This is a genomic window from Desulfofarcimen acetoxidans DSM 771 (genome assembly GCF_000024205.1).
GTDB lineage: Bacteria > Bacillota > Desulfotomaculia > Desulfotomaculales > Desulfofarciminaceae > Desulfofarcimen > Desulfofarcimen acetoxidans.
Genome location: NC_013216.1, coordinates 25960 through 49271, shown reverse-complemented (window position 1 = coordinate 49271; position 23312 = coordinate 25960). Strand labels below are relative to the sequence as shown.

Here is a 23312-nt window from a genome sequence, read left to right as displayed (position 1 = left end):
GAACCCTTCTCTTATACATGTCAACAGTTTTATTATCCCTCATATCCGGCCTCAAAAGCGGCCAGATTTATCTCCAGCAGTTTCTCCGGCACTTTGGCTTTTAGTGCCTTAACCCAGATTTCCTTATCCAGCGGCAGCCTTTTTGCCAGAACACCCAGCAGCACAACATTGGCAGCTTTAGCATTTCCGCAGTCAACTGCTTTTTGCAAAGCATCAACCACTACAACATTTTCAAGCCGGCTTCTGATATACTCCAAAATATTCTCCGGATATTCAGCTGCACCAATCAATACAGGCATGGGAGCAATAGCCTGGTCATTTATAATAATAGTCCCGCCCGGCTTTAAATAAGAGAGATAGCGCAAACCTTCCAGCCGTTCAAAAGCCAGAATAGCATCGGCACTGGCCAACTCCAGAGTAGGAGAATAAACTTTCTCTCCCATTCTGACCTGAGTTACCACGCTGCCGCCACGCTGGGCCATACCGTGAATTTCCGACATTTTCACATCATAACCTGCTTCCAGTCCCACTTGAGACAATACTTTACTGGCCAAAATAGTACCCTGACCGCCTACACCAACCAATAACAAATCCAACGGTTTACTCATTTCTCTCACCTCCCTGACGCAAAGCCCCGTGTTTACATATTTGAACACAGAGACCGCAGCCTACACAGGTAATTATATCGATAACAGCTTTCTTTTCCAATTTATTAAAGGACATAGCCGGGCAACCCAAACGCTGGCACTGCTTACACCCTTTACAAACATCAGGATCAACCACGTAAGGAGCAGCCTTTTCTTTTACCAACAACTCGCAGGGTCGCTGGGCAATAATTACCGAAGGCTCATCGGCAGCAATTTCTTGCTGGACAACGTTTTTAAATTCTTCCAAACTCAAAGGATCGACCTTGGTTACCCTGTTAATACCCAAAGCACGCGCTAATTTCTCAATATCAATAACCGGCGCCGGCTGCCCCATTAAATTTATCCCCGTGCTGGGATTCTCCTGGTGACCGGTCATGGCAGTAGTACGATTATCAAGAATAATAACCGTGCTGTTGCCCTGATTATATACCACATCCACTAAGCCGGTAATGCCTGAGTGAAAAAAGGTTGAGTCACCAATAACAGCCACGGTTTTTCCTTTCATCTCGGGCACAGCCTTTTCCATTCCCAGTGCCATGCTGATACTGGCACCCATACAAACTGTGGTGTCCATAGCCTGCAAGGGCGGCAAAGCACCTAAAGTATAGCAGCCGATATCTCCGGTAACCACCAGCTTCAAACGGTTTAACGTATAGAAAACCCCTCTGTGCGGGCAACCCGGACACTGCACCGGAGGACGCACCGGAGTTGCAGGCGCGGTTTGTTCAGGCACTGCAGCAATCTTCTCCGAAGCATCAATAATTTTTTCATCAACAAATTTTTGTCTGATTAAATCAGCACTGAACTCACCAATAGAAGGGAATACCTGTTTACCTAAAACTTCTATGCCCCATATCTTTAATTGTTCCTCTATAAAAGGCTCCAGTTCTTCCACAACATAGAGTTTTTCCACTTGACCGGCAAAATCTTTGATCATTTGTTCCGGTAAAGGAAAAGTCATTCCCAGCTTTAACACCGAAACATCTGGCAGCACTTCACGCACATACTGGTAGCTGATTCCACTGGTAATAACACCAATTTTTTGGTCACCGGGAATTGTAAAGTTAACCGGAGTTTTTTCACTATACTCAGCTAAGTCTTTCATCCTGTTCTCAATAAAGTACCTGCGCATACGTCCATGCCCCGGCACCATAACATATTTCTGGGCATTCTTCTGATAGGGTTTATCAATAACTTCACGGCGCTCCCCAATTTCCGTCATACTTTGAGAGTGAGCTACTCTGGTAGTCGTTCTCAACAGTACCGGGGTGTCATACTTTTCACTGATTTCCAAAGCCAGCCCTACCATATCTTTGGCTTCCTGGCTGTCAGACGGCTCCAGCATAGGTATTTTGGCAAATTTGGCAAAAATACGATTGTCCTGTTCATTTTGTGAGCTGTGCATACCGGGATCATCAGCAGAAAGCAGCACCAAACCACCGTTCACACCTGTATAGGCAAAAGTTAACAGGGGATCAGCAGCAACATTAACACCCACATGTTTCATAGTAACCAGAACCCTAACCCCGGCTAAAGAAGCACCTATACCAACTTCCAAAGCTACTTTCTCATTCGGTGACCACTGGGCATAAATACCCTCATATTTAGCGAAATTCTCTAAAATCTCTGTGCTAGGTGTACCGGGATAGCCGACACCCAGCTTCACTCCGGCCTCATAAGCACCACGTGCTATAGCCGCATTACCGGATAGCAGGTCTTTCATGTATACACCTGGTTTCTAAAACCTACTAAAAACTACAAGTAGTTTTTTCACCCGTCCGACAAACGGGTGGCAGTGTCACAGGATTCAACTGCTAGGCCATAGGCTCTCGCCTATGTTCCGGGTGGTCTCCTCTAAAAGAGTTCCCCGCCACTGCTTAAAGCGAGCGTACTAACCGGAGAAGGTGTTACCTCCGCCTGGGTTTCTGACTTGCGGCAACAGCCTTTCGCTGCGTGTACTGTGCCGCCCGCAAAATTTATAGCAAAGGGATTAACCTATACCTAACACATTTTTCCGGTGAATCTGCCATGAAACCAGGCTATTCACCTTCTTCCTTTTCGTGATTTTTTTAATCTTGGCCAGCACAGACTTTTTAACTGCTGACCATTGTTTCCAATTTGCCATTTGTTTAAATTCAGGTTTCTTTTTAATCAGTTTATCAAGCAATATCTTGGGTATCTTCTCATGATCAAAGCCCAAGCCACGCCGGGCTATGACATAGCCTGCCGCTTCGTGAACAGCTATGCCGTACATGTGCTGGTATTTTAGGATGCCTATGACTGAAGTAAAAGCCGGTTTTACCTTTAATATCGGCACTCCCTCACGGGCAGCACTCCGGTCAACTGCTTTTAGAAACTTCGACCAGACAAAACTGTGACTCATTCGGTTAAACTTGGCCGTTACGGACTTGTCATTTTTAAACTTCAAGTCCTCTACCGCCAGGGCATAACCTTTTTCTTTAGCCTGGAGGATCACTTTCTTAGCCATTTCGCAGGTCTGGTTATTTCTCCGGTTTGTTCTGGCATAAGTCCATTCACCTTGACCAAGCCATTCACTGCCCCGGTATTGCCCCAGACAGTCTACCTGGGTTACGCCTAATCCGTCCGGGTTGGTGTCTACACCAAACGCGCCCTTATGATTATATGGCATCGGAACTTCTTCTTCAATACTCACATGGACGTAATATTTACCGTCTCTGCGGAGGATTTCTACCTGATAGGCACTGCCTGTTTTAAGATAATCCAAAACCATTTGCCGGTAGTTGATACCGTTAATTTTGTTGGTCTTTTTCGATGGCTTTTGAGCTAAATAGATCGGCACCGTTATGCGGTTATACCGAACGGATTTCCCTTTCCGTACCGGGTCGGCGGCTATATCAAGATAGATTTGGTCTTGGCCTTCGTATATGCGGGTATTTAGGTTGCCGCCTTTGGTTTTATCTCCCCGTGACAGATAACGGTTACTTCTGACTTCCTGCCACTCTTCTCTGGTAATATTGCCTTTGCAGCGTTCTTGAAAGAGCTTCTTTCCTCCGAATACAACAGGCGGAAAAGTATTGTTATCCAGGTGATTTTGCCAGAAGGCCAGTTTACGCTGTTCCTTTTCTAACCGTTTTTGCAGTTTGGCAATCTTAGCCGGTGATTTAGCCTTGGCGATACGCTTTTCTGTAAATTCAACCTTTGCTTTGGCGTTTTCATAGTGCATCTGCACTAATTCATATTGGCTTTTGATTGTGGTCTGGGCATCATATACTGCATCGTTAGCCTGCCGGGAGTTAAGTCTGAACTTTCCTTGTACAGTTATACGAATGTCCTGTACTTTCCATCCGTCCAGCAGTCTTTTAAATGCCCAACGAACTGCGGCACAGTAACGATCCATGAGGTTATCAATGTATTCTTTCTGTTTAGGTGTCGGTTCCGGGATTATCCCCATCGCCGTTGTCTTCACTGGCAGTCACCTCGCCTTCAATGACCTTTGACAGCTTTTTTGCTGCTCTGCCGCCAGTAAGCCTTCCTATTTGTCGATCAAGATTCCCGGCATCAGCCTGTTTTTGCGTAGATACCCTGGCGTAGAGAAATACGGTATTTTGAATTCGGCTATATTTTTTGCCCTCAAAGGATTCTACTTGGGACATTTTATAGCGGCGATGGCCAGTAGGAGTTCTTTCTGGAACTAATATCTTTTTCTTTTCCCAAACACGTAAAGTATTAATACTAACCCCTAAATATTTAGCTGCTTTGCCAATACTTATATGGTTTTCCATCCTAATCACCCGCCAAAATTATATCCTATTATAGCAGGTTTTTTGATATTAATTTAGTTTTCTAGTAACAGTTATATCCTCCATTGTCTAGTATTTTATGTTTATATAATTAAATCATTGCTTAACTAACACTCAGACACTTTATTTAGGCCTGTTGTCAATAATCCTCTTGGCCTTGCCAACACTGCGCTCAATAGAAAGCGGTTCCATAAGACGTACTCTGGGACTGATGGAGAGCACATTATGCAGACGGCGGCGTATCTTTTGCTCCAACTCCTCAAGGTCTTTAAAGTTACCTGTAAACCTTTCCTGAGCTATCTCAACCTGCACTTCCAGGTAATCCAAATAACCTTTTTTGCCAACTACTATCTGGTAATGAGGTGCAACGCCTTCGATATTCATAATCACGCTCTCTATCTGCGATGGGAAAACATTTACACCGGAAATAATCAACATATCGTCGGTTCTGCCGCCAATTTTACGCAGGCGGGCCGAACTCCTGCCACACTCACAGGGAGCCGTGTTGATTACGGAAATATCCCTGGTACGGTATCTAATCAGAGGTATTCCCTCCTTGGTTAAGGTAGTAATAACCACCTCACCCTCCTGCCCGTAATCCAAACCTTCACCGGTATCGGGATCAATGATTTCCAGCAGGAAATGATCCTCCGCGATATGCAATCCATTGGCAAAGGAACACTCACCGGAAACTCCGGGCCCCATAACTTCACTCAAGCCATAGTTATCAGTAGCCTTTATACCCCAGGCCCGTTCTATCTGAGCGCGCATACTTTCACTCCAAACCTCTGAACCAAACATTCCAACGCGCAGCTTCATTTCGGAAGGGTCTATTCCCAATGCGGCAACTGATTCAGCCAGGTGCAGCACATAAGAAGGCGTACCGATCAAAGCAGTGGTACCGAAGTCCTGCATCAACATAACCTGTTTTTCTGTATTGCCGGTAGAGGCCGGCACAATAGTCGCGCCCACTCTCTCCAGTCCATAATGCAAACCAAAAGCACCTGTAAAAAGACCGTAGCCAAAAGTTATCTGAGCCACATCATCACTCGTAACACCAGCCATAGTTACCAACCTGGCTACCAACTCTGTCCAGGTTTCAATATCTTTTTTTGTGTAACCAACCACAATAGGTTTTCCCGTTGTGCCGGAAGACGCATGCAGCCTTATAATTTTCTGCAGAGGTACGGCAAAAAGGCCATAAGGGTAATTATCCCGCAAATCATTTTTTACAGTAAACGGCAACTTTTCTATATCTTTTAATTTCTGAATATCAGCCGGTTTTACACCGGCAGCAGTGAAACTCTCCCGGTAAAAAGGGATCCGGTCAAATACCCTTCTCACTGTTTCCTGCAGTCTTTGCAGCTGCAAAGACTGCATTGCTTCCCGGTCCATGCATTCCACATCTGGATCCCAAATCATAATAATTACACTTCCTCACTCTTCATTAGCCTTTTATTAGAAATTTATGTTTAACAAATATCCGCAAATAAGCTATTAACTTAATCAAATATAAATCAGAAAAAGAGCTGCCCTCATGCCAGCATCCTCTCGTTTGCATATAGAGTATCATAAAAATAGCCGCTCAAAGGCGACTATTTTTATAGTACTGTCTTCCTTTTTTATTCTATTTATCTGCAGCAGATTCCTTCTATCAACAAAAATTTTATTTATAATGGCATATTAAAGCAATTATTAATTAACTGGAATATCTCTTTACAAAACGATTCATTCGCCTAAAAGCTTCCGTCAATTTCTCCACGGAATAAGCATAGGAAATCCTTACATGGCCTTCACCTGCTTCACCAAAAGCAGTACCGTCAACAACTGCCACTTTCTCCTCCATCAGCAAGCGCTCAGAAAATTCGGCGGCATTCATTCTCGTTTTAGTGATATCGGGGAAGGCATAAAACGCGCCGCCCGGCTCAAAACATGGCAAACCTATTTCCTCCATGGCATCCACCACAAGTTTTCTCCGCTTATTATACTCTGCAGTCATTCTCCTCATATCAGGCTTACCGCTCCTGAGCGCTTCCAAAGCACAAACTTGAGCCTGTGTCGGGGCACACAACATAGAATACTGGTGAATTTTGGTCATGGCACCGATGAAGTCCGGATTGCCGCAAGCATAACCGGCCCGCCAGCCGGTCATAGCATAAGACTTGGAAAAGCCGCTCAGCAAGATAGTGCGCTCCTTCATGCCCGGCAGGCTGGATACACAGGTATGAGGTTCAATATAGGTCAGGTGTTCGTATATCTCATCTGAAATAACAATCAGGTTATGCGCTTTAACAACTTCGCAAATATCCAACAATTCCTGTCTGGTCATCACAGCTCCGGTTGGGTTATTCGGATAAGCCAGCAACAGTATTTTTGTACGCGGCGTAATAGCCTTCTCAACTTGCTCAGCGGTTACTCTGAATAATTTATCCATATTGGTCTTTAAGGGCACTGTCTTGGCATAGGCTAAAGCAGCGCAAGGTATATAGGAAACATATGTCGGTTCCGGAATAAGCACTTCATCCCCCGGTGAAATCAAGGCCCGCATAGCCAAATCCAAGGCCTCACTGACACCTACCGTAATAAGGATTTCCGACACGGGATCATACTTTACACCATAGGAACCGTTAATTTCTTCAGCAATAGCTTCTCTGAGCTCGAGCATACCTTGATTTGAGGTGTACCCGGTCTGACCGTTGTCAAGTGATCTGACGCAAGCATCAATAATATTTCGTGGAGTAACAAAGTCAGGTTCACCCACCCCCAGAGACACAACATCTTTCATTTCCGAAACTAAATCAAAAAAACGGCGTATACCGGACGGAGGCAAAGATTTTAAAACCGGATTTATAAATTCCGACCAGTCTGGACTACCTTTCCGCTCCTCCATTTTAACAACTTCACTCACAATCTCTCCCCCTTATCATCAAAGCCTGGCTAACCCGCGGCAAGCCCCCGCAACTCTTATACAGTACTGTATACAAACACATTATTTACTATGAATATTGTATTGCTACCAAAATATTAAACCCAAAAAATTTTGACCGGCCGGATCAAAAAAACTAAGCCCTCATCCCAATAAAGGGACGAGAGCTTTTTCTCGCGGTACCACCCTAATTGTTCATACATATATGTACGAACCTCTTAAGCCCCCAAATAACGGCGGGGATCCGGCAACAGCTTATTCCCCCATTTTTCTATCGGGTTTCAGCCTGCAGCTCAGGGGCGGCCTAGAACAGCCTTCTTGACCGGGCTTGCACCATCCCCGGATCGCTTAGCAATATAACTGCCTTTCTTCCCCTTCAATGCCTTTCAAGATTAAATTAGAATTAATATAGCATGAGAATAGATAAGTGTCAACCATAAAAATCAGCAAACTACATGGTCAGTGTTCCGTTATTCGTGCCAATTACTTTAAGAATTTTTTCTTGTTTTCCGGTTTGACTGTCGATATAAATCAAATATATTTCCTTATTCAATACACCGGAAAACTCATAAGTCAGTTTTTCCCCACCCGAATCAGTGGGTATTACGGCTAATCTTCCGCCTTTAATATTTACATTTTTGTTAACTGCTTTTTTAGCCTCAGCCAAAGTTACTTTTGGAGGAGCAAGCTTGCGATCATAATGAGACATCAAATAACCGGCAGCATCAACCGCAATAATATCCCCGTTGTCAAGAGCAACCGTTACTTTAATCAAATCATCGTAATAGATAATGTCATTCTTATCAAGATAAGAAAAGTTAATAGTAACTGAGCCGTCTTCACGGACATAATAGGTATTCATCATATTTTTATAACCGTGCTTAGCCAGGTACTGCTGAGCTTTTTTTATCGCGGCGTCTATACTGACAGTGCTTTTGCCTACCGTCCTGGTGTTAATCAACCAGATCAAGTGGCCTCCTTGCTGAGTTACTTCAACTACTGTCTTATTTTTATTGTCTTTCTGAGGGTAAATTTCCGTTCTGTAGCTGGGTATCTTTCCTTTTGTTTTATCAGTAACCTGGGCTACTAGATTTGTTTTTTGTGACTGCTCAATATAACCCAGTGCCTTACTCCTGGCCTCACTCACACCGATACTTGCTCCCGTCACTCCCCTGGGTTTTGTTTTTTCCAGGTGATCCGAGAACGGGCCGTCATAAATCAGGGCGGGATAATCCTGCACTTTCTGGTTTATTTGCTGAAAGTTACTGCTGGCCAGCCTTTTAGCCTGTCCTTGCATTTTACTCCCGGATTCCCCCGCCAGTTCTTGAATGCTTACGTGTCCGTTCATCAAGTTTGACTGTGCTGTCTGCAAATCCTTGTTTAGCTCCTGCGACTGGAGATATAATTTATTCAATGTTTTCCACTTATCTGAACTGATTTCCGTATCACTGCCAGCACCTGCAGCCATCATACGCGAGTAATCGCCAACCTGTGTAAGAAATTTTGAAGTTCGTCCTACTATCGACTGGTTTACCGGCAGTTGTGTCAGATTTTCCTGTGCGGCGCTGGCATGCTGCCAGATATCACTGTATACCTTGCCGTCATATTTTTTTTCCGACACAAGCAAACTTTTACTTAATAAAACCTCCATATTTTGCACATGGTCAGCCAGGTTATAAAAGGATCTCTGGTAATTATTATTTACATAAGCTTCTGCCATTTTTCTTGTCTGCTGCTCCTTAAAACCCCAGTAACCCAAACCCAGTATAGCCAAAAATCCAATCAACACCGGTATAGCAAAATAACGTTTTTTCATTTTCTCACCACCTTTCTCTTAACGTGCAAACACATGTCCACCGATCTGGGTTATAATTGGCCTGGACCATATCCAAGAACTTACTCTTTTGGCCGGGTTCCAGAAAAACAATGCTCCACCCGTGGGATCCCAACCGTTTAAAGCCAGCCTGGCAGCTTTAATAGACTCCTCACTTGTCGTCCTGTTGTACATCCCGTTAGTTACGGATTCAAAGGCATTAGGCTGGTAAATAACACTGCTTAGTGATTGAGGAAAAGCTGAGCTTCTAGTCCTGTTAAGCATAACCGCACCCACGGCTACCTTGCCGACAAACGGCTCATCCGCCGCTTCACCTTCAATAACTTTAGCCAGAAGCCCAACCCTACCGTCGTTAGAATAAGCGCTGGATCTGGAAACGGTTGTTGTTGTTGCATTTGCAGTACGGTTAAATTCCTGCAAGCCCAGGGCCGTCAGGGTTTGCCTGCCAACCACACCATCCTTGCTCAATCCGTTATACCCCTGGAATTTACGTACGGCTTTTGAGGTTTTAGTACCAAATAACCCATCAACCGGACCTTCATAATATCCCCACCAGTTTAACCTCTGCTGAATTTTTGTTACCCGGTAACCAGATGAGCCCCAGTGCAAAAGCGGAGCATCCTGAGCTGCTGCCTCAGCAACCGGCATTATTACAGAACAAAAAGCAGTCAGAATAAAAAGTGCAATAGGTATAAGGATTATTTTTCTTAGTGACAAATTAATTTCCATCTCGCAATCACCTCCCTTATTTTGAATATATTTTTACTTTAATAACTGGTTTTTATGTAAGCTGTTCAATAAAAGGTTTGAAAACTAATACTTAAAAGTTAGGAACATTTTACCGTTATTTAATTCTGCTGAGAATTTATCACCGTTAAGTTATAATCTCCGCAAAAAACCTTGCTAAATCATACAAAACTGATATAATTTTATTTAGATACTTATCTAAATATTGAATTAAGGGTGAGAGATGCATTGATTAGCTCAACCTTCAAAGCACTGGCTGATCCGACAAGACGAAAAATTTTGAAGCTCCTCAAGGAACAGGATATGAGAGCAGGAGAAATAGCAGATAATTTTAATATTAGTAAACCCAGCATTTCACATCATTTAAACATTTTGAAACAGGCCAGGCTGGTATTGGATGAGCGTAAGGGGCAATTCATTTATTATTCGCTGAACATGACTGTTTTTCAAGAAATTCTGGGATGGTTTTCCGGGATTATTGATAGAAAGGATTGGTGATTTATAAAGTGAATGCTTTAACTGAGGATAATAACGGTTTTGCCAAAACATTGCTTTCTGACTGGCTGCTGTTAATACTTATATTTTTAAGCTTACTTGCCGGTTATACGGTATATCCTCATTTACCCGAGCGGGTAGCCACTCACTGGAGTTTGTCAGGAGATGTGAACGGTTATTCCTCACGTTTCTGGGGGGCTTTTGGTATTCCCTTGATGACAGGCGGCCTTTACTGCTTGCTGCTGTTTCTGCCGCTTATTGACCCGCAAAAAGAGAATTATAAAAAGTTTGCTGCGGCATACAAAGTTATTAGAAGCTTGCTGGTGGTTTTTATGTTTGGAATTTATACAGTAATTATCTTAAATGCTCTTGGTTATGATATTCCTGTTAAAAAAATTACTATGCTGGGCGTTTCTTTACTGTTTATGGTTATTGGAAACTTCATGGGACAAATCAGACAGAATTATTTTGTAGGAATTAAAACTCCCTGGACACTGGCCAGTGAAGAGGTGTGGCAAAAAACACACCGGCTTTCCGGTAAAATTTGGGTAGCAGCGGGCTTTTTAGGTATTGCCGGCACATTAATTGATAAACCCGCAGGCAGAGTCCTACTAATTGCAGCACTGGCAATAGCAGTTATCATCCCTGTAATTTATTCATATCTGGAATATCAAAAAACACACGTAAGAAAAGTCTGAGTTTTAGGGACAGTTAAAATTTAATAGAACCAAACTCGCACATTAAAAACTTACCGTTATTTCTCAGCCATTCCCTGTGTGCCCTGCAATCAGGGCACACACTTTTCACTAAATACCAGAATTTTTTTGAATGGTTCAGTTCTAACAAATGCATTAACTCATGTATAACAACATAATCCAATACTTCAAGCGGAGCCATTACCAACCGCCAGTTAAAGTTTAGGTTTTTTTGCTGCGAGCAACTACCCCAGCGTGTCTTCTGGTCCTTTATAAAAACATTTTTATAAGTTAGATTCAATTTATTGCTTAATAGTTTTACACGGCTGTTTATAAGCAAACGGGCCTGCAGAAAAAGCCACTCTCTCAAGTAATTACCTACTTTAAAAAACTGACTGTCTTCCTCGGGTATAAGAACAATCATTCTTCCGTTTTCCAATAATACATCCGGTTTTTCCCGCATCTCCACTCTTGTTGTCAACTCATACTCTTTCCCTGCAAATAAAATATGACGGCATTTGTTTTGTTCACATATCTTACTGTTTTCAAGTTCCTGTGCAAATTTATCTAGTTTTTCAAAAATCCAGTCCCGCTTCTCACGGATAAATTCTTCCAGATATTTTAATTTATATCCCTTTGGAATTGTAACCAGCAAACCGTTTTTGGCACTCACCTGCAAGCGTAAATATTTTGCCCTGCTACTAACTCTTAAAATAAACTCCAGCTTCCTCCCCGCAAGCATAACCGAATACTCTTGTATAGCTGAATTCTGATCTGAATCAGTTTGTGCGGAAAAATTTTCCATTAAAGGAACGCTCCTAAATTTTAATCAATTACTATCTATAACTGCTAATACAGTATTATATTTTCTGATTAAAAACAAGCCGCTTATTACATAAAAAACAATAACTATTCTCAAACATGTTCCGTAGACTAAATACAATATTACTCTAAATAATGTATAAATCTGCAAAAAACAGCCTCCAAATTATATCAGTATTGTATCAAGACACCAGTTGACTTCATACAATAAGGTAAATAGAGGTTGCTTAAAAATTTTATATATGTTTTAAGTGGTCTCAGATATATAAATAAAAGGAGGTATATTAATGGCAATTTCCTCAAGATTTAATTTTGCTCCAGGGGTTACAGTTAATATTTTAACAAATGGCGGTTTTATTTTTACCGGTGAACTAATTGATGAAACTAACGTCACAGATACAACAACAGGCACGACAACAGGCACAAACGGCAGCTTTTTAATTATCAGACTAACTGCTGCTACAGCACCTTTCGTTGCCGGTCAAGTGGTTAGGATAAGCACCAATCAAATAGTTGCTCTAGGCTGATTATAAACCCATTAAAGACATAAAAAGAGTCTTTAATGGGTTTTTGAAGGACTTTGGCGAAGAGTCCGGGAGTTACACCCGGCTGCAATTTCTGATTAGAATACCGGGGTTTAAATCACCCGATATTCCAATTGAAGTTTACAAAAATAATTGCTCTGCTAATTCAAATATCAACTCAAACACAAAGCTATTCAAGAAGAATATTCCCAATAACGTCATTAGATAGCGTTTTCCCCTGTTTCACCGGTTCTGATCCGGACCGCATTGTCAATTCTATAGGCAAAAATCTTGCCGTCTCCAATATCCCCGGTTCTGGCCGCTTCTGTTATTATTCTTATAATCTCCTCAACATCTTTATCCGGAATAACAATTTCAACTTTTATCTTGGGAAGCAGGTTTATGCTGTATTCCTGGCCACGGTAGACATTAGTATGTCCTTTTTGCAGCCCGCAGCCAATCACTTGAGTAACAGTTATACCATGAACACCAAATTTATTCACTGCTTCCTTAACGCTCTCCAGCTTAGCCGGCCGCAAAATGCACTCAACTTTAGTCATCACAATCCCCCCTTTTATTTCCATTATTCTACAGGAAAGTCTCCTTAAAATAGAGTATTAAAAAGCGGGTTTTTCTGCACCGACAGGAGCACCGCCAGCAGTCATATCAACTCCAAACGGAGACCCGGAAACAAACTCGGTATAGGCGTCCTCTCCATGTTGGGTAAAATCCAAACCTGTCTCCTGTTCTTCATCACTGGCACGCAGCTTGGTAAACAGGCTGATTACTTTCAATAAAACTAAAGTACCTACAACAGCGACAGCCCAGCTTGCCGCGGTAGCTATCAACTGAGTGACCAGTTGATCAGGATTGCCGTAGAAAACACCGTCATTGCCCAGCTCGTTTGCAGCTTTACTGGCGAATAAACCGGTAGCTATAGCACCCCAGGTACCTCCCATACCGTGCACACCAAAAGCATCAAAGGAATCGTCATAACCAAGTTTTGCTTTCATTATAGCTACTGAAAAGAAGCATATAAATCCGCCTATAAAACCAATGATAATGGCTGACATAGATGTCACAAAACCGCATGCGGGGGTGATAGCCACCAAACCTGCCACTGCACCGCTGACAGCACCCAACAGAGTTGGTTTGCCATGACGTATCCATTCAAAGATCACCCATGACAGCATTGCTGCTGCAGTAGCCAGCTGTGTGTTAACAAAAACCATAGTAGTCAGACTACCGGCGCCCAATGAACTGCCCGCATTAAAACCAAACCAGCCAAACCACAGCAGAGAAGCTCCCAAAACCGTCATAGGTAAATTATGCGGTATCATTAACTCTCTCCCATAGCCTTTGCGCTTGCCCACATACATTGCAGCTACCAGCGCTGATACGCCGGAAATGATATGCACAACGGTACCGCCGGCAAAATCAAGTGCCCCAAGATTGCGTAACCAGCCTCCTACACCCCATACCCAGTGAGCTACAGGATCATAGATAAAGGTTGCCCAAAGCAGTATAAAGGCCAGGTAAGCGGGAAATCTCATCCGCTCGGCAACAGAACCGGAAATAATGGCCGGTGTTATAATGGCGAAAACCATCTGGAATACCATAAACGCCTGGTGCGGTATAGTAGCAGCGTAATCGGGATTCGGCTCTAATCCCACACCTTTTAAACCAAGCCAGTCAAGGCTGCCAATAAAATGCCCCACATCAGGGCCGAAAGACAGACTGTAACCGTAAAACGCCCATTGAATACTTATAATTCCTAAGGCTATAAAGCTGCACATGATAGTATTCAAAACATTCTTCTTGCGTGACAGGCCGCCATAAAAAAGGGCTAAACCCGGTGTCATCAACAGAACAATCGCTGCAGAAATCAAGATAAAGGACGTATCACCGGTATCGACAGCGGGCGCTGCCGCTTCCTCAGCCCACGCCAGTACAGGCAGTGTCATCAAAAAGGAAAGCGCCATGATAATAACTCGTAAAATTTTCATTACTTTAAAACCTCCCTCGTATTTTTTATCACTTTGAGAACCATCCATTCAAACGCTTTTCTTTCAAAGTCGGCGCCCCACTTAAAGATTTACGCTTTCCTTTACAGGTTCTCCAATAATATAAAGACGCTCTTATAACAAGGAATTTCAACCTTGAAACAAGAGCGTCTTTGCTCAATGATCACACCTGTGTGATTCCGCAAGAAAGTGGCATAAGGCGACTTTCTTGCTGCTATAGGCACTTGTACTCGCTGGAAATTATACAGTGATACCCTTAACTTATCCATAGATCCACTATATGCATAATTTTCCCAGAGTAACAAAAAACGCTTTTCAAGAAATACTCTCTTGAAAAGCGTCATTGCCGTTTGATACAACTTCGTATCCTATTTACACAGTCTTGTGATAATTATTTTATGCAGCATCTCTAAAATAGTTAATGACTAAAACTTGTCTATGAATATAAAAAGGATAATTTTAATCAGCTCAAAGCATTTTCGTTTATACAACTGTGTATAACTTATTGCTTTCACTCTTATCAAATAAACCACAAATCATATTTACATATGAGAATCATTTATTTGTATGACTTTATATTAGCATAGCTAATCAGTTAAGTCAACTATATTCTGAAATAAAACTTGACATTTTACTATACAATTGTCTTGAACTTCTTAAACTACAAACCGGAGCCCCATTTTTGGGTCATCATTGTAGTAGTATATTTTTCTATCTTCCAGGCTGGTATTTTACATTTGCCGCAGGCACAAAAGGACCACTTATTCCTCAACCACCTGGAGGCCCTGCTGTTTCGCGAATTCCAAATAATAAACATTTCCCCGCAAAAAGTAGTTACTTCAGCGGTATTGCTATGAATTTTAATTGATTTAATCCCGTGCAAAGTACCGGAACGAGATGGCCATAGCTTAACCTTTTCCAGCAGCTTAAAAAACTCAACATTTTTTCTGTAATATCTTTTCTTTTGACTGTTCATGCCATTTTGTATATCCGCGGTAATATCGGCGTTTTTTTTCGAACTCATACTCAAGCCTCATTTCCGTTAAGTTAAAACATCAAACAACATAGTTGCCACACCTATCTCCAGAGCATCGTGAATCAACCTGTGGGGAACCAGCGGAAGGCATTCCCGAGTTAAACCCAAAGGAATCCCGGGAGCGGATATCATCATATGCTCACCCAGGTGCTCTTTACCAATTATGCCTTCGGCAGGCGAAGCATCAAATAATAAATCATATTGGGACAAAGCCTCATAAAAGTTATTTATTATTTCAACTTCCGGCAGGTTCTTTTTCAGCTTTTCAGCCTGTTCTCTGTTAATATCATATACAAAAACCTTCGCCCCGTGTGTTGACATAAACACTGAAGCTCCGGTACCTACAGGTCCAGCCCCGATTAAAAGCACTTGCTTATCCCGCAAACCGCCCGATAATAAATCCAGGGCCGCGGCATAGCCTTTTCCCGTGGCCTCGCCGTTATCAACCACCTTACCGGTTAAAATATTAATCGCAACAAAACGGTTGTCGTCGGCAAGAAAAATTATCTTAGCACCCTTCTCAACTGCTTCCGCCAGGCCACCCACATCCTTTTGATCTGTAACAAAAGCTGAAAAGCCCAGGAAATCAATGATTCTTTGGACTGATATGGAAAATCCGTTAATTATACCTTCTCCACAGGTTATTGGAATAACTGCTGCCGGTATGTCCTGCCGCAAATTATAAATTATCTCTTTTGTAGTACCGGCAGCATATGCCGCAATTCCCCCTAAAGATTTACCTGTGTCTTTTAGCAATTTTTTATTATACTCATTTAGATTCAAAGGGATATGTGAAATATCCTCTTCTCTCAGTCTAGTCATATAACCACCGGTTTCTTATAATATATTTATTTTATAATCATTTTAACTCGGTCATCCTTTATTTGAAATGCCGGTATCCATGCAATCCTCAACAGCAAACTCTTGCATGATATTCTTTATAACTGCCGTTCTTTTTAACCAAGCCTCCTGCCTGTTCTTACCTGTAATAATGAGAGTAGCAACCCATTCTGTTTTATCCCTGTCATAATTTGAAATAGCTTCGTCTGCACCAAAAAACTTTTTTAAGATATGCAGGCGACCGGCTCCCGCCATTATATGCTCTCCGCCAACTTCAATCAGCCGGTTGCTTCTTACTTTAATATGTTCATAAACAACGCCCCTGGTCATTCCTATTTCTTGCTTCTCCCTTCTTTTTAAGCCACCGGGCCATAAAACTTCCAGCATATTAATACCCGTGGCTTTATAAACTACGGTTGGAGTCTGGCTTGGCAAGCGGGCGTCTATTTCCAGTACTTTAAACTTTTCATCATGCAAAATGACTTCGACATCCATAATTCCATTCAAGTTGAGAGCCCGGGCTATTTTAACAGCCTGAGATTTAAATTCATCCTGCTTTTCCGTGGATAATTGCGCAGGAGCCAATACTCTTTTACAATCATGAGCGGCGTCCATTTCTAATTCTGTTATCTGGAAAGTCTGATAATCCCCCTTGCAGCCTATAACTTCAATCGAGTAGGAGGGACCCCGCAGATATTCCTGTTTGACCCAACTATCCAGATTACCCAGCTTCAAGGTAAGCTCGTTAAAATCTCTGAGACTGTTAATCTTATAAACATTTTCACTGCCGCTTGCTCCGGAGGGCTTTATGACAACAGGAAAGCCACAGCCGGACCAGGGCTTCGGAACAGGCAGATCAAGCCTTGCAAAGAGTTTATCCGACTCTATTTTGGAGGAAGAAAGAGCATAGGCAGCAGAATCATAAATAATTTTCACACCTGCCGCAAGGGCACATTCTTTGATATTTTCCAGTACCTCACTGTTTTCCACAGCCGGAATAACCAGTTTAACTTTCTTAAATAAATCAACTAATTTATCTTTCTCCATAAGATCAGCTTGGATAAAGTTATCGCACATCCCGGCAGCCGGAGCGTCCCGATTCCTGTCAACCAGCACTGCTTTCCATCCGGCTTGCCGGGAAAGATAGGCCGCTTCCACGCCCTGCAGCTTTCCACCCATTATTGCTACCAGCACAGCATTTCCTTCCTTTTATCAATTTTTATCGGATGGCCCTGTTTTTCTTTTATCCATTTGGTATATTCAGCAAGAGTCGCCGGCTTCAACCCGCAGGACTGCAAAGCCGGCATGATCCCTTTAACCGTTCTGTGCCCCTCAGAGATATCCAGCGTGCTCTGTGAAACTCCAACCAATCCCCGCTCAGGCGGAATCAAAGAAGTAACAACATTTGCTCCTGCATCAAGACGCTCTTTCAAGCCAAATATACCCTTAACATCCAGAGAAGCAGGAATCAGCCTATCCGGAAATAGGATACGCATAACGGCAATAATATTAAGCTCCAGAGCGTCACCAGGCGCATCTATTCCATACAGCGGAGTACCTTGCTGGGGTACGAAAGTCATCGTCCTGACCTGCTCCGCCCCCAGGCTTTTCATTTCCATTAAAGAATTAACAATATCGTCAATGCTGTCCCCCACACCAACCAATAGACCTTCTTCTACCAGCATGCCGATAGTTTTTGCATATACCTTTATAGCCCATCTTTCATTATAGCTCTGGTTTAGTCTTAGTTTTTTATACAACCGCCGGTTATGAGTTTCCTGATAGCAGGCATACCAATCGGCCCCGGCCTCTTTTAATTTTTTTAACATGCCGGCCGCTACAACACCAGGAGATATCATAACCGGCAAACCTGTACTTTCTTTCACCATTCTAACAATTTCCAACAGTTTCTCCTGTCCCTCCGTACTGTCTGAAAGGTACAGGGGATCCTCACCCATGGTTAAATCAATGAGATATACTCCTGACTCAGCCAGGGCACGGGCGATATCAGCAACTTCCGCTGCCGTCTTGCGATACCTCCGGCACAAGTTATTGGATTTGCGATAATAGCAAAAGCTGCAATCATTCCTGCAATAAGTAGAGAAATAAATAAATCCATATAGGAAAACCCGATCCTGAAAATATCTGTTGCGCAATTCCCTGGCTGTTAGAAAAACTTTTTCCTTCATCAGAGGGTCAGACAGCTTAAGAAGAAATTTAATTTCTTCTTTTGAAAGAGTATTTCGGTTCAAGGCCTTGTCGATAATTGCTTCAAGATTTATAGTAACCATGATAATAACTCCTCTTTCTCACAATACTTTTCAATATTTATTATCAGATATTTAGCCTTACCCCGTCCAAATAAGTCAGGCTTTTGCCCATGCTGCGAACATTCTGTCCGCCCTGTTCAACCATAAGCAGGCGTTCCAGGCCAAAACCAATGCCTACCCAGGGACCAACAACGCCCCAGCGCCCATCAAGAAAGTGCGGGCCAAGAGCGCCGGAACCCAATTCTATGTCTCTATGCATAACATCCACGGTTTCACCATAGACTACTGATTCCGCGTGTTCCAAATGGTATTCATCAATACCGGTTTCATCCATTACTAATTTAGCCAATTCACTGATCCTCTTCTGGCGCTGTTCTTCCGGCAAGCCCCATTCAACCAGGTTAAGCATAGTAAATTCATTTAAATGATTGCTGCCCTGTGATTCCTTGCGAAAACAAGAGCCAATCTCAAAGATGCGAACCGGTTTTTCCCAGAGCCTCAACAAATCCTTTAGAATATAATACAAGTTCGGGGCAAGCATGGGACGCAGGCATTTATTTTCTTCAATCCAAAAGACCTGTGAGAAAAGTGCATGCTCATCAGTAATAGTCATCTTCCCCAACAACTTTTTAGAAAGTATAACGGGCGTTGCAACTTGCACAAAACCTGCACCCCTCAGGGCTGCCGCCAGGCGATTTTCCAAAGCACAAATGGCAGGTCTTTTGGTTTCGTGTCTTAGTTTATTCAAACGCTGTTTGCTTTCATTAATCAACCGCATCTCAACTCTTTTATAAGCTGCTTCCCTGTCTGACGTCGAAGAAAAGCTCATATTTTTCTCTTCTTCGGAAGCGTTTAATTCACTAAGTCTTTTTTGTTGCGACACAGTCCATAAAAATGACATCTTCCTACCCCCTTTCAAAATATTATAGCAATTGAATTTGCCGCACTACTGGCTGCACCCTCAACTTTTAACACGAATATTTGATTAAGAATGCTGTCCTGCCGATACCTACTCCCACTGCATCATTTTTCTTCTCCGTCAAGAATATTCTGCATATGGGGGAAGGAGTCTTTAGCATGGGGGAAATACATAGCCTCAAAAAAATGTTTCTGAAAATCTGCTTCCGCCGCTGTCTCAACAAATTTAACAAAGGAAGCAGCCTCTTTAGCTTCTAAACGCTTATCCTTATCCAAAAGGGCCAGTCTGGCCCCTTCTCCCGCGGCGTTACCAACAGCAATAACATTTTCTAAAGCACAATCAGGAAACATGCCAATCAGCAGAGCACTTTCCTTATTTATATAACTGCCAAAGGCTCCGGCCAAAACAACACCATCCAGTTTATTGACATCCCTTTTTTGCATAAGAATTTTTGCTCCTGCATATAAAGCGGCTTTAGCCAATTGAACCGCACGAACATCTTTTTGTGTTATCGTTATGTCCTGTCCGGCAGATGTCTCGGCGGCCCAGACCAGCACATACTCCATTTTCCCTTCTGAACTCCGGCGCAGCCTCGGAATATCAAGCTTTTTATTGAAACTACCGTCCGGCAGGATAATACCTGCTTTAAACAAACAGGCAACTGCATCAATAATACCCGAACCACAAATACCTTTTATATATCCCGTCTGTGAGCTGCTATTAACTCCCCCCCCAATAACTTTGCATTCAGGCTCAAAAGAATGCCGGTCAATCTTAACCCCTTCTATTGCGCCGGGAGCAGCCCTCATGCCATGTTTTATTTGAGCTCCCTCCAGAGCAGGCCCGGTAGCGCACGAGGTCGACATTATACAATCTCTATTACCAAGATTAATTTCACCATTGGTCCCTATGTCTATAAGAAGCATCATTTTATCCTGTTTATACGGCTCTTCAGCAATTAGTACGGAAACATTATCAGCCCCAACAAAACCGGCCTCAACCGGGAGACAGTGAACATTACCGCCTTCGGCAATTTTTATACCCAATTCTCTTGCTTTAATATCTACAGGCTCTCTTATAACAGACACAAAAGGGGAACTCCCCATATATCTCGGATCGATATTTAAGGTTATGTGATGCATGGCGGTGTTAAAAACAAGAACCAATTCATATATATTTTCACAATTAACATGCGCGGCTTCCGCCATTCGTTCTATCAGCTTGTTTATATCTTCAATAATCAGATTGTGCAGTCTGGCCAAACCATCCTCATTCATCATGCAATAGGATATACGCGAGATTACATCATCGCCATAGCGAACCTGGGAATTCATCAGCGAGTCACGTTTTAAAAGCATGCCCGTGTTTAAATCACAAAGATAAGCAGCTATAGTGGTTGTTCCAATATCAACAGCAATACCGTAAGCTTCTTCCACCCGCCCCGGCTCCACAGCAATTACATTTCTCTCATTCCACAGGGTGACAGTTACCTTCCAACCGCTTTCTCTCAAAACATTCGGCAATGTTAACAAAACCTTGTAATCTACAGAAAATTCATCCTTCAAGTGACTGTAATTTTCTATTAAAGCATTTTTAAGCCGCATATAATCATCCCTGTAATCATCCAGAGTCGCCTTTTTCATCTCTATATAATATTTTTTTACGGCAGGATTTAAATTGGCGCTTCTACCCCGCGAACTTTCCAAAATTACTTGTTTGGCCTGGCTGCTTTGCTCGGGAACAAAGACCAGGACATCTCCTTGAATTATTGCACAGCAGGCTAATCTATAATGATCAAGCTGCTCATCAGGTGTGAGCACGGCCTTTTCCTGCTCGGTCAACGGCAAAAGATTTGAGCTTTGTGAAGTTATACTGTACTTCTCAAAATAGCCTTCCTCAATTTTTACCTTGCACTTGCCGCATTTTCCGGTACCGCCGCAGGGTCCTTCGATATCGGCGCCCAGATCCCGGGAAGCCTGAAGGAGGCTTATACCCTCAACCACCATACCCCGGCGTCCCGACGGTTGAAAAACAACGTTATATTTCATTAACAGCACTTCCGATCCGTTTATATTATGCCGCGACAGCCATACCATTTTTAAATAAAAGAATTAAAAGAGGAACATAAATATAAAATGTGAAGGCAGCAATGCCAGTATATTCACGTTCCTCTTCTAATTAATCTTTTTTATAAGCTTTTGTGTTTGGCGAAGAGTCCGGGAGTTACACCCGGCTGCATGAGTTTAGAGTTCATGCGCTCCTTACGAGCCACTCTCCAAGATAATATAATTTGGAATACCGGGTTTCCCAAACCCGGTATTCCATTTTTCATACTCTAGGAAATTACACTTATGATGATTAATTATTTGGTCCAATAAGTAAGACCTAAGCCAGTAAGAATCTTCACTGCCTCATCATACACATCCAGATATTCCTGGGTAGGAACTAATTTCACCATATCATAACATTCTTCAAAGGGTTTGCCTTTAGGAGCAGTTTTGTAATCTTTTTCATAAATAGCAACCAGGTTATCCAAAATTTCATTAACTTTTGCGGTTTCCATACCTGCTGCGGCACGGGCCGCTTCCGCCATCATCCTTGCTTCCAGGCCGGTTGTGTAGTTTGTGGCTACTCCCTTGGAGGCCGCTACACCGGACAGAACTTCACGACCACTGGCAGTATCAGTGATGGCCTGTGCGGCTGTCTCCAATAAACACATTACAGTACAGGGACCGGCTAAAGTGTAGTACTGGTTGCCCAGCATTAAATTAGTGTTGGCTTCAATGGCCATGGCACAGTGACCGGCTATGGCCAAAGTCTCTCTCGCCGTAGTTATACCCCAGCGCACATGGACAGGACCGTCCAGGTGCCAGGTGGCTTGCGTCATAACAAAAGAGTTTATTGTGGTGGCTACATCGACAATAGTTGTTTCTTCCAAACCACCTGCATAACCACCATATATAGGCATCTGCTCGCACATAATAATATTCCCAGTTAGTACATAATGAGCGGTGAAAACCAATGCACCTACATCAATCTTCAGCTCATTTAACTGTGATACCTCATGGCTGTCAGAAGGCCTCATCCCACCGGGAAAATCTGCAGCGATAACTCCGGCAGGTGAAAGTGAAGTTTCATTCCCCTACAATCCCATACCAGGCCGACCGGCCCTGCTTTGAGCCGCCCTAACCATAATTGCTTCGGATTTAACCGCCGCAATTTCCCACGGGCTGTTTGGCACTGGATCATGGCCATTGATTGTTTGCAGCACACCGTCTACAATAGTATCTACCAGCGGTTCTTGAGCATATGACTGGTGTATGGACAGGAACAAATCCTCCGAACAAGGTGCTCCCGTGGGTCCCCCCTGAATTATCGGCGGGCGGGAATCGGTATAACTGCGGCAACTCAACTCAACCGCATCTTTTCCTTCTCCATACATAACTTTGGTAGGAGCAGTTGCTATGGAAGCAAGCACCTCTTCCTCAGTATACTTTATCACGCGGTTAGTATCAATGCAGTATACTCCGCAATCCACCAACATCTCCAACCCGGCTTTAAAGAGATTATTAATTAACTCCTTATCTGTTGGAATAATCTGCTTTTTGTCCATTTTTATGTTGTATTTTTTCTTAAGTGCGGCCGCTTTCTGGGGTATTAACTTGTAATCCCAGTCCTTTTCCTCCATTTTGGGGCCGCTTTTAGCTCTGTCATATATATCAAATACTGTTATAGTCTTGGCCAGAGCCAT

20 protein-coding genes, 1 pseudogene and 1 other annotated feature are annotated in these 23312 nt (G+C 42.9%); of the genes and pseudogenes, 3 read left to right on the top strand and 18 right to left on the bottom strand.

Translation table 11 applies throughout. The annotated features are described in order from the left end of the window. Window positions 1-32: 32 nt before the first annotated feature. The 8 genes from DTOX_RS00245 to sleB form a co-directional block, all read right to left on the bottom strand. Window positions 33-608 (bottom strand): indolepyruvate oxidoreductase subunit beta, encoded by a 576-nt coding sequence (locus DTOX_RS00245; RefSeq protein ID WP_012813461.1) that lies wholly within the window; start codon window positions 606-608, stop codon window positions 33-35. Beyond that, entirely contained in the window at window positions 601-2370 is a 1770-nt protein-coding gene (gene iorA / locus DTOX_RS00240; RefSeq protein ID WP_012813460.1) for an indolepyruvate ferredoxin oxidoreductase subunit alpha, read from the bottom strand. Before iorA ends, DTOX_RS00245 begins: the two co-directional genes overlap by 8 nt. A 267-nt stretch (window positions 2371-2637) precedes the next feature. Continuing rightward, on the bottom strand, window positions 2638-4095 hold the full coding sequence (locus DTOX_RS00235; RefSeq protein ID WP_012813459.1) for an IS200/IS605 family accessory protein TnpB-related protein: 1458 nt from the start codon (window positions 4093-4095) through the stop codon (window positions 2638-2640). Continuing rightward, window positions 4052-4411: a MerR family DNA-binding transcriptional regulator gene (locus DTOX_RS00230; protein WP_042315173.1), complete on the bottom strand. Its 360-nt coding sequence runs from the start codon at window positions 4409-4411 to the stop codon at window positions 4052-4054. The genes DTOX_RS00235 and DTOX_RS00230 overlap by 44 nt, the downstream gene beginning before the upstream one ends. Window positions 4412-4552: 141 nt before the next feature. Continuing rightward, complete coding sequence (locus DTOX_RS00225) at window positions 4553-5851, bottom strand: phenylacetate--CoA ligase family protein (protein ID WP_012813458.1); 1299 nt, start codon at window positions 5849-5851, stop codon at window positions 4553-4555. A gap of 277 nt (window positions 5852-6128) precedes the next feature. Further along, window positions 6129-7319: an aminotransferase class I/II-fold pyridoxal phosphate-dependent enzyme gene (locus DTOX_RS00220; RefSeq protein WP_042316399.1), complete on the bottom strand. Its 1191-nt coding sequence runs from the start codon at window positions 7317-7319 to the stop codon at window positions 6129-6131. A gap of 189 nt (window positions 7320-7508) precedes the next feature. Further along, window positions 7509-7744, bottom strand: a binding site (T-box leader). A gap of 62 nt (window positions 7745-7806) precedes the next feature. Then, window positions 7807-9171 (bottom strand): germination protein YpeB, encoded by a 1365-nt coding sequence (gene ypeB, locus DTOX_RS00215; protein ID WP_012813456.1) that lies wholly within the window; start codon window positions 9169-9171, stop codon window positions 7807-7809. Between the two features lie 18 nt (window positions 9172-9189). Beyond that, entirely contained in the window at window positions 9190-9918 is a 729-nt protein-coding gene (gene sleB, locus DTOX_RS00210) for a spore cortex-lytic enzyme (RefSeq protein WP_012813455.1), read from the bottom strand. A 246-nt stretch (window positions 9919-10164) separates the two neighbouring features. Here sleB and DTOX_RS00205 point away from each other — a divergent pair, with 246 nt between their 5' ends. Both DTOX_RS00205 and DTOX_RS00200 read left to right on the top strand, forming a co-directional pair. Then, the gene (locus tag DTOX_RS00205) at window positions 10165-10434 is read left to right on the top strand and encodes an autorepressor SdpR family transcription factor (RefSeq protein WP_012813454.1); all 270 of its coding nucleotides are present in this window, start codon (window positions 10165-10167) and stop codon (window positions 10432-10434) included. Between the two features lie 8 nt (window positions 10435-10442). Continuing rightward, window positions 10443-11129: an SdpI family protein gene (locus DTOX_RS00200; protein ID WP_242652497.1), complete on the top strand. Its 687-nt coding sequence runs from the start codon at window positions 10443-10445 to the stop codon at window positions 11127-11129. A gap of 13 nt (window positions 11130-11142) precedes the next feature. Here DTOX_RS00200 and DTOX_RS00195 read toward each other — a convergent pair whose 3' ends face one another. Continuing rightward, a complete protein-coding gene (locus DTOX_RS00195; protein WP_012813452.1) occupies window positions 11143-11931 on the bottom strand; it encodes a M48 family metallopeptidase in 789 nt (262 codons plus the stop codon). A gap of 304 nt (window positions 11932-12235) precedes the next feature. On the opposite strand from DTOX_RS00195, the gene DTOX_RS00190 reads away from it, so the two are divergent. Then, complete coding sequence (locus DTOX_RS00190; protein ID WP_012813450.1) at window positions 12236-12475, top strand: hypothetical protein; 240 nt, start codon at window positions 12236-12238, stop codon at window positions 12473-12475. A 218-nt stretch (window positions 12476-12693) separates the two neighbouring features. On the opposite strand, the gene DTOX_RS00185 is transcribed toward DTOX_RS00190, so the two are convergent. The 9 genes and pseudogenes from DTOX_RS00185 to DTOX_RS23955 form a co-directional block, all read right to left on the bottom strand. Further along, on the bottom strand, window positions 12694-13032 hold the full coding sequence (locus DTOX_RS00185; protein WP_012813449.1) for a P-II family nitrogen regulator: 339 nt from the start codon (window positions 13030-13032) through the stop codon (window positions 12694-12696). Window positions 13033-13089: 57 nt separating this feature from the next. Beyond that, a complete protein-coding gene (locus DTOX_RS00180) occupies window positions 13090-14478 on the bottom strand; it encodes an ammonium transporter (protein ID WP_012813448.1) in 1389 nt (462 codons plus the stop codon). Window positions 14479-15157: 679 nt separating this feature from the next. Further along, window positions 15158-15520, bottom strand: coding sequence for a pyrrolysine--tRNA(Pyl) ligase small subunit (gene pylSn, locus DTOX_RS00175; RefSeq protein ID WP_012813447.1), 363 nt, complete (start codon window positions 15518-15520; stop codon window positions 15158-15160). 18 nt (window positions 15521-15538) lie between these two features. Continuing rightward, entirely contained in the window at window positions 15539-16354 is an 816-nt protein-coding gene (pylD, locus tag DTOX_RS00170) for a 3-methylornithyl-N6-L-lysine dehydrogenase PylD (RefSeq protein WP_012813446.1), read from the bottom strand. A gap of 51 nt (window positions 16355-16405) precedes the next feature. Further along, complete coding sequence (pylC, locus tag DTOX_RS00165) at window positions 16406-17566, bottom strand: 3-methylornithine--L-lysine ligase PylC (RefSeq protein ID WP_012813445.1); 1161 nt, start codon at window positions 17564-17566, stop codon at window positions 16406-16408. After that, entirely contained in the window at window positions 17557-18663 is a 1107-nt protein-coding gene (gene pylB, locus DTOX_RS00160; RefSeq protein ID WP_012813444.1) for a methylornithine synthase PylB, read from the bottom strand. Before pylB ends, pylC begins: the two co-directional genes overlap by 10 nt. Window positions 18664-18706: 43 nt before the next feature. Then, window positions 18707-19543, bottom strand: coding sequence for a pyrrolysine--tRNA(Pyl) ligase large subunit (gene pylSc, locus DTOX_RS00155; RefSeq protein ID WP_012813443.1), 837 nt, complete (start codon window positions 19541-19543; stop codon window positions 18707-18709). Window positions 19544-19665: 122 nt separating this feature from the next. Further along, window positions 19666-21609 (bottom strand): ASKHA domain-containing protein, encoded by a 1944-nt coding sequence (locus DTOX_RS00150; protein ID WP_012813442.1) that lies wholly within the window; start codon window positions 21607-21609, stop codon window positions 19666-19668. A gap of 314 nt (window positions 21610-21923) precedes the next feature. Further along, window positions 21924-23312: pseudogene (locus DTOX_RS23955) on the bottom strand (monomethylamine:corrinoid methyltransferase).

Excerpts from the sequence above, each read along its gene's own strand:
- DTOX_RS00245 (WP_012813461.1), bottom strand. The coding sequence starts at position 608 with ATGAGTAAACCGTTGGATTTGTTATTGGTTGGTGTAGGCGGTCAGGGT.
- iorA (WP_012813460.1), bottom strand. The coding sequence starts at position 2,370 with ATGAAAGACCTGCTATCCGGTAATGCGGCTATAGCACGTGGTGCTTAT.
- DTOX_RS00230 (WP_042315173.1), bottom strand. The coding sequence starts at position 4,411 with ATGGAAAACCATATAAGTATTGGCAAAGCAGCTAAATATTTAGGGGTT.
- DTOX_RS00225 (WP_012813458.1), bottom strand. The coding sequence starts at position 5,851 with ATGATTTGGGATCCAGATGTGGAATGCATGGACCGGGAAGCAATGCAG.
- DTOX_RS00220 (WP_042316399.1), bottom strand. The coding sequence starts at position 7,319 with ATGGAGGAGCGGAAAGGTAGTCCAGACTGGTCGGAATTTATAAATCCG.
- ypeB (WP_012813456.1), bottom strand. The coding sequence starts at position 9,171 with ATGAAAAAACGTTATTTTGCTATACCGGTGTTGATTGGATTTTTGGCT.
- sleB (WP_012813455.1), bottom strand. The coding sequence starts at position 9,918 with ATGGAAATTAATTTGTCACTAAGAAAAATAATCCTTATACCTATTGCA.
- DTOX_RS00195 (WP_012813452.1), bottom strand. The coding sequence starts at position 11,931 with ATGGAAAATTTTTCCGCACAAACTGATTCAGATCAGAATTCAGCTATA.
- DTOX_RS00190 (WP_012813450.1), top strand. The coding sequence starts at position 12,236 with ATGGCAATTTCCTCAAGATTTAATTTTGCTCCAGGGGTTACAGTTAAT.
- DTOX_RS00185 (WP_012813449.1), bottom strand. The coding sequence starts at position 13,032 with ATGACTAAAGTTGAGTGCATTTTGCGGCCGGCTAAGCTGGAGAGCGTT.
- DTOX_RS00180 (WP_012813448.1), bottom strand. The coding sequence starts at position 14,478 with ATGAAAATTTTACGAGTTATTATCATGGCGCTTTCCTTTTTGATGACA.
- pylSn (WP_012813447.1), bottom strand. The coding sequence starts at position 15,520 with ATGAGTTCGAAAAAAAACGCCGATATTACCGCGGATATACAAAATGGC.
- pylD (WP_012813446.1), bottom strand. The coding sequence starts at position 16,354 with ATGACTAGACTGAGAGAAGAGGATATTTCACATATCCCTTTGAATCTA.
- pylB (WP_012813444.1), bottom strand. The coding sequence starts at position 18,663 with ATGGTTACTATAAATCTTGAAGCAATTATCGACAAGGCCTTGAACCGA.
- pylSc (WP_012813443.1), bottom strand. The coding sequence starts at position 19,543 with ATGTCATTTTTATGGACTGTGTCGCAACAAAAAAGACTTAGTGAATTA.
- DTOX_RS00150 (WP_012813442.1), bottom strand. The coding sequence starts at position 21,609 with ATGAAATATAACGTTGTTTTTCAACCGTCGGGACGCCGGGGTATGGTG.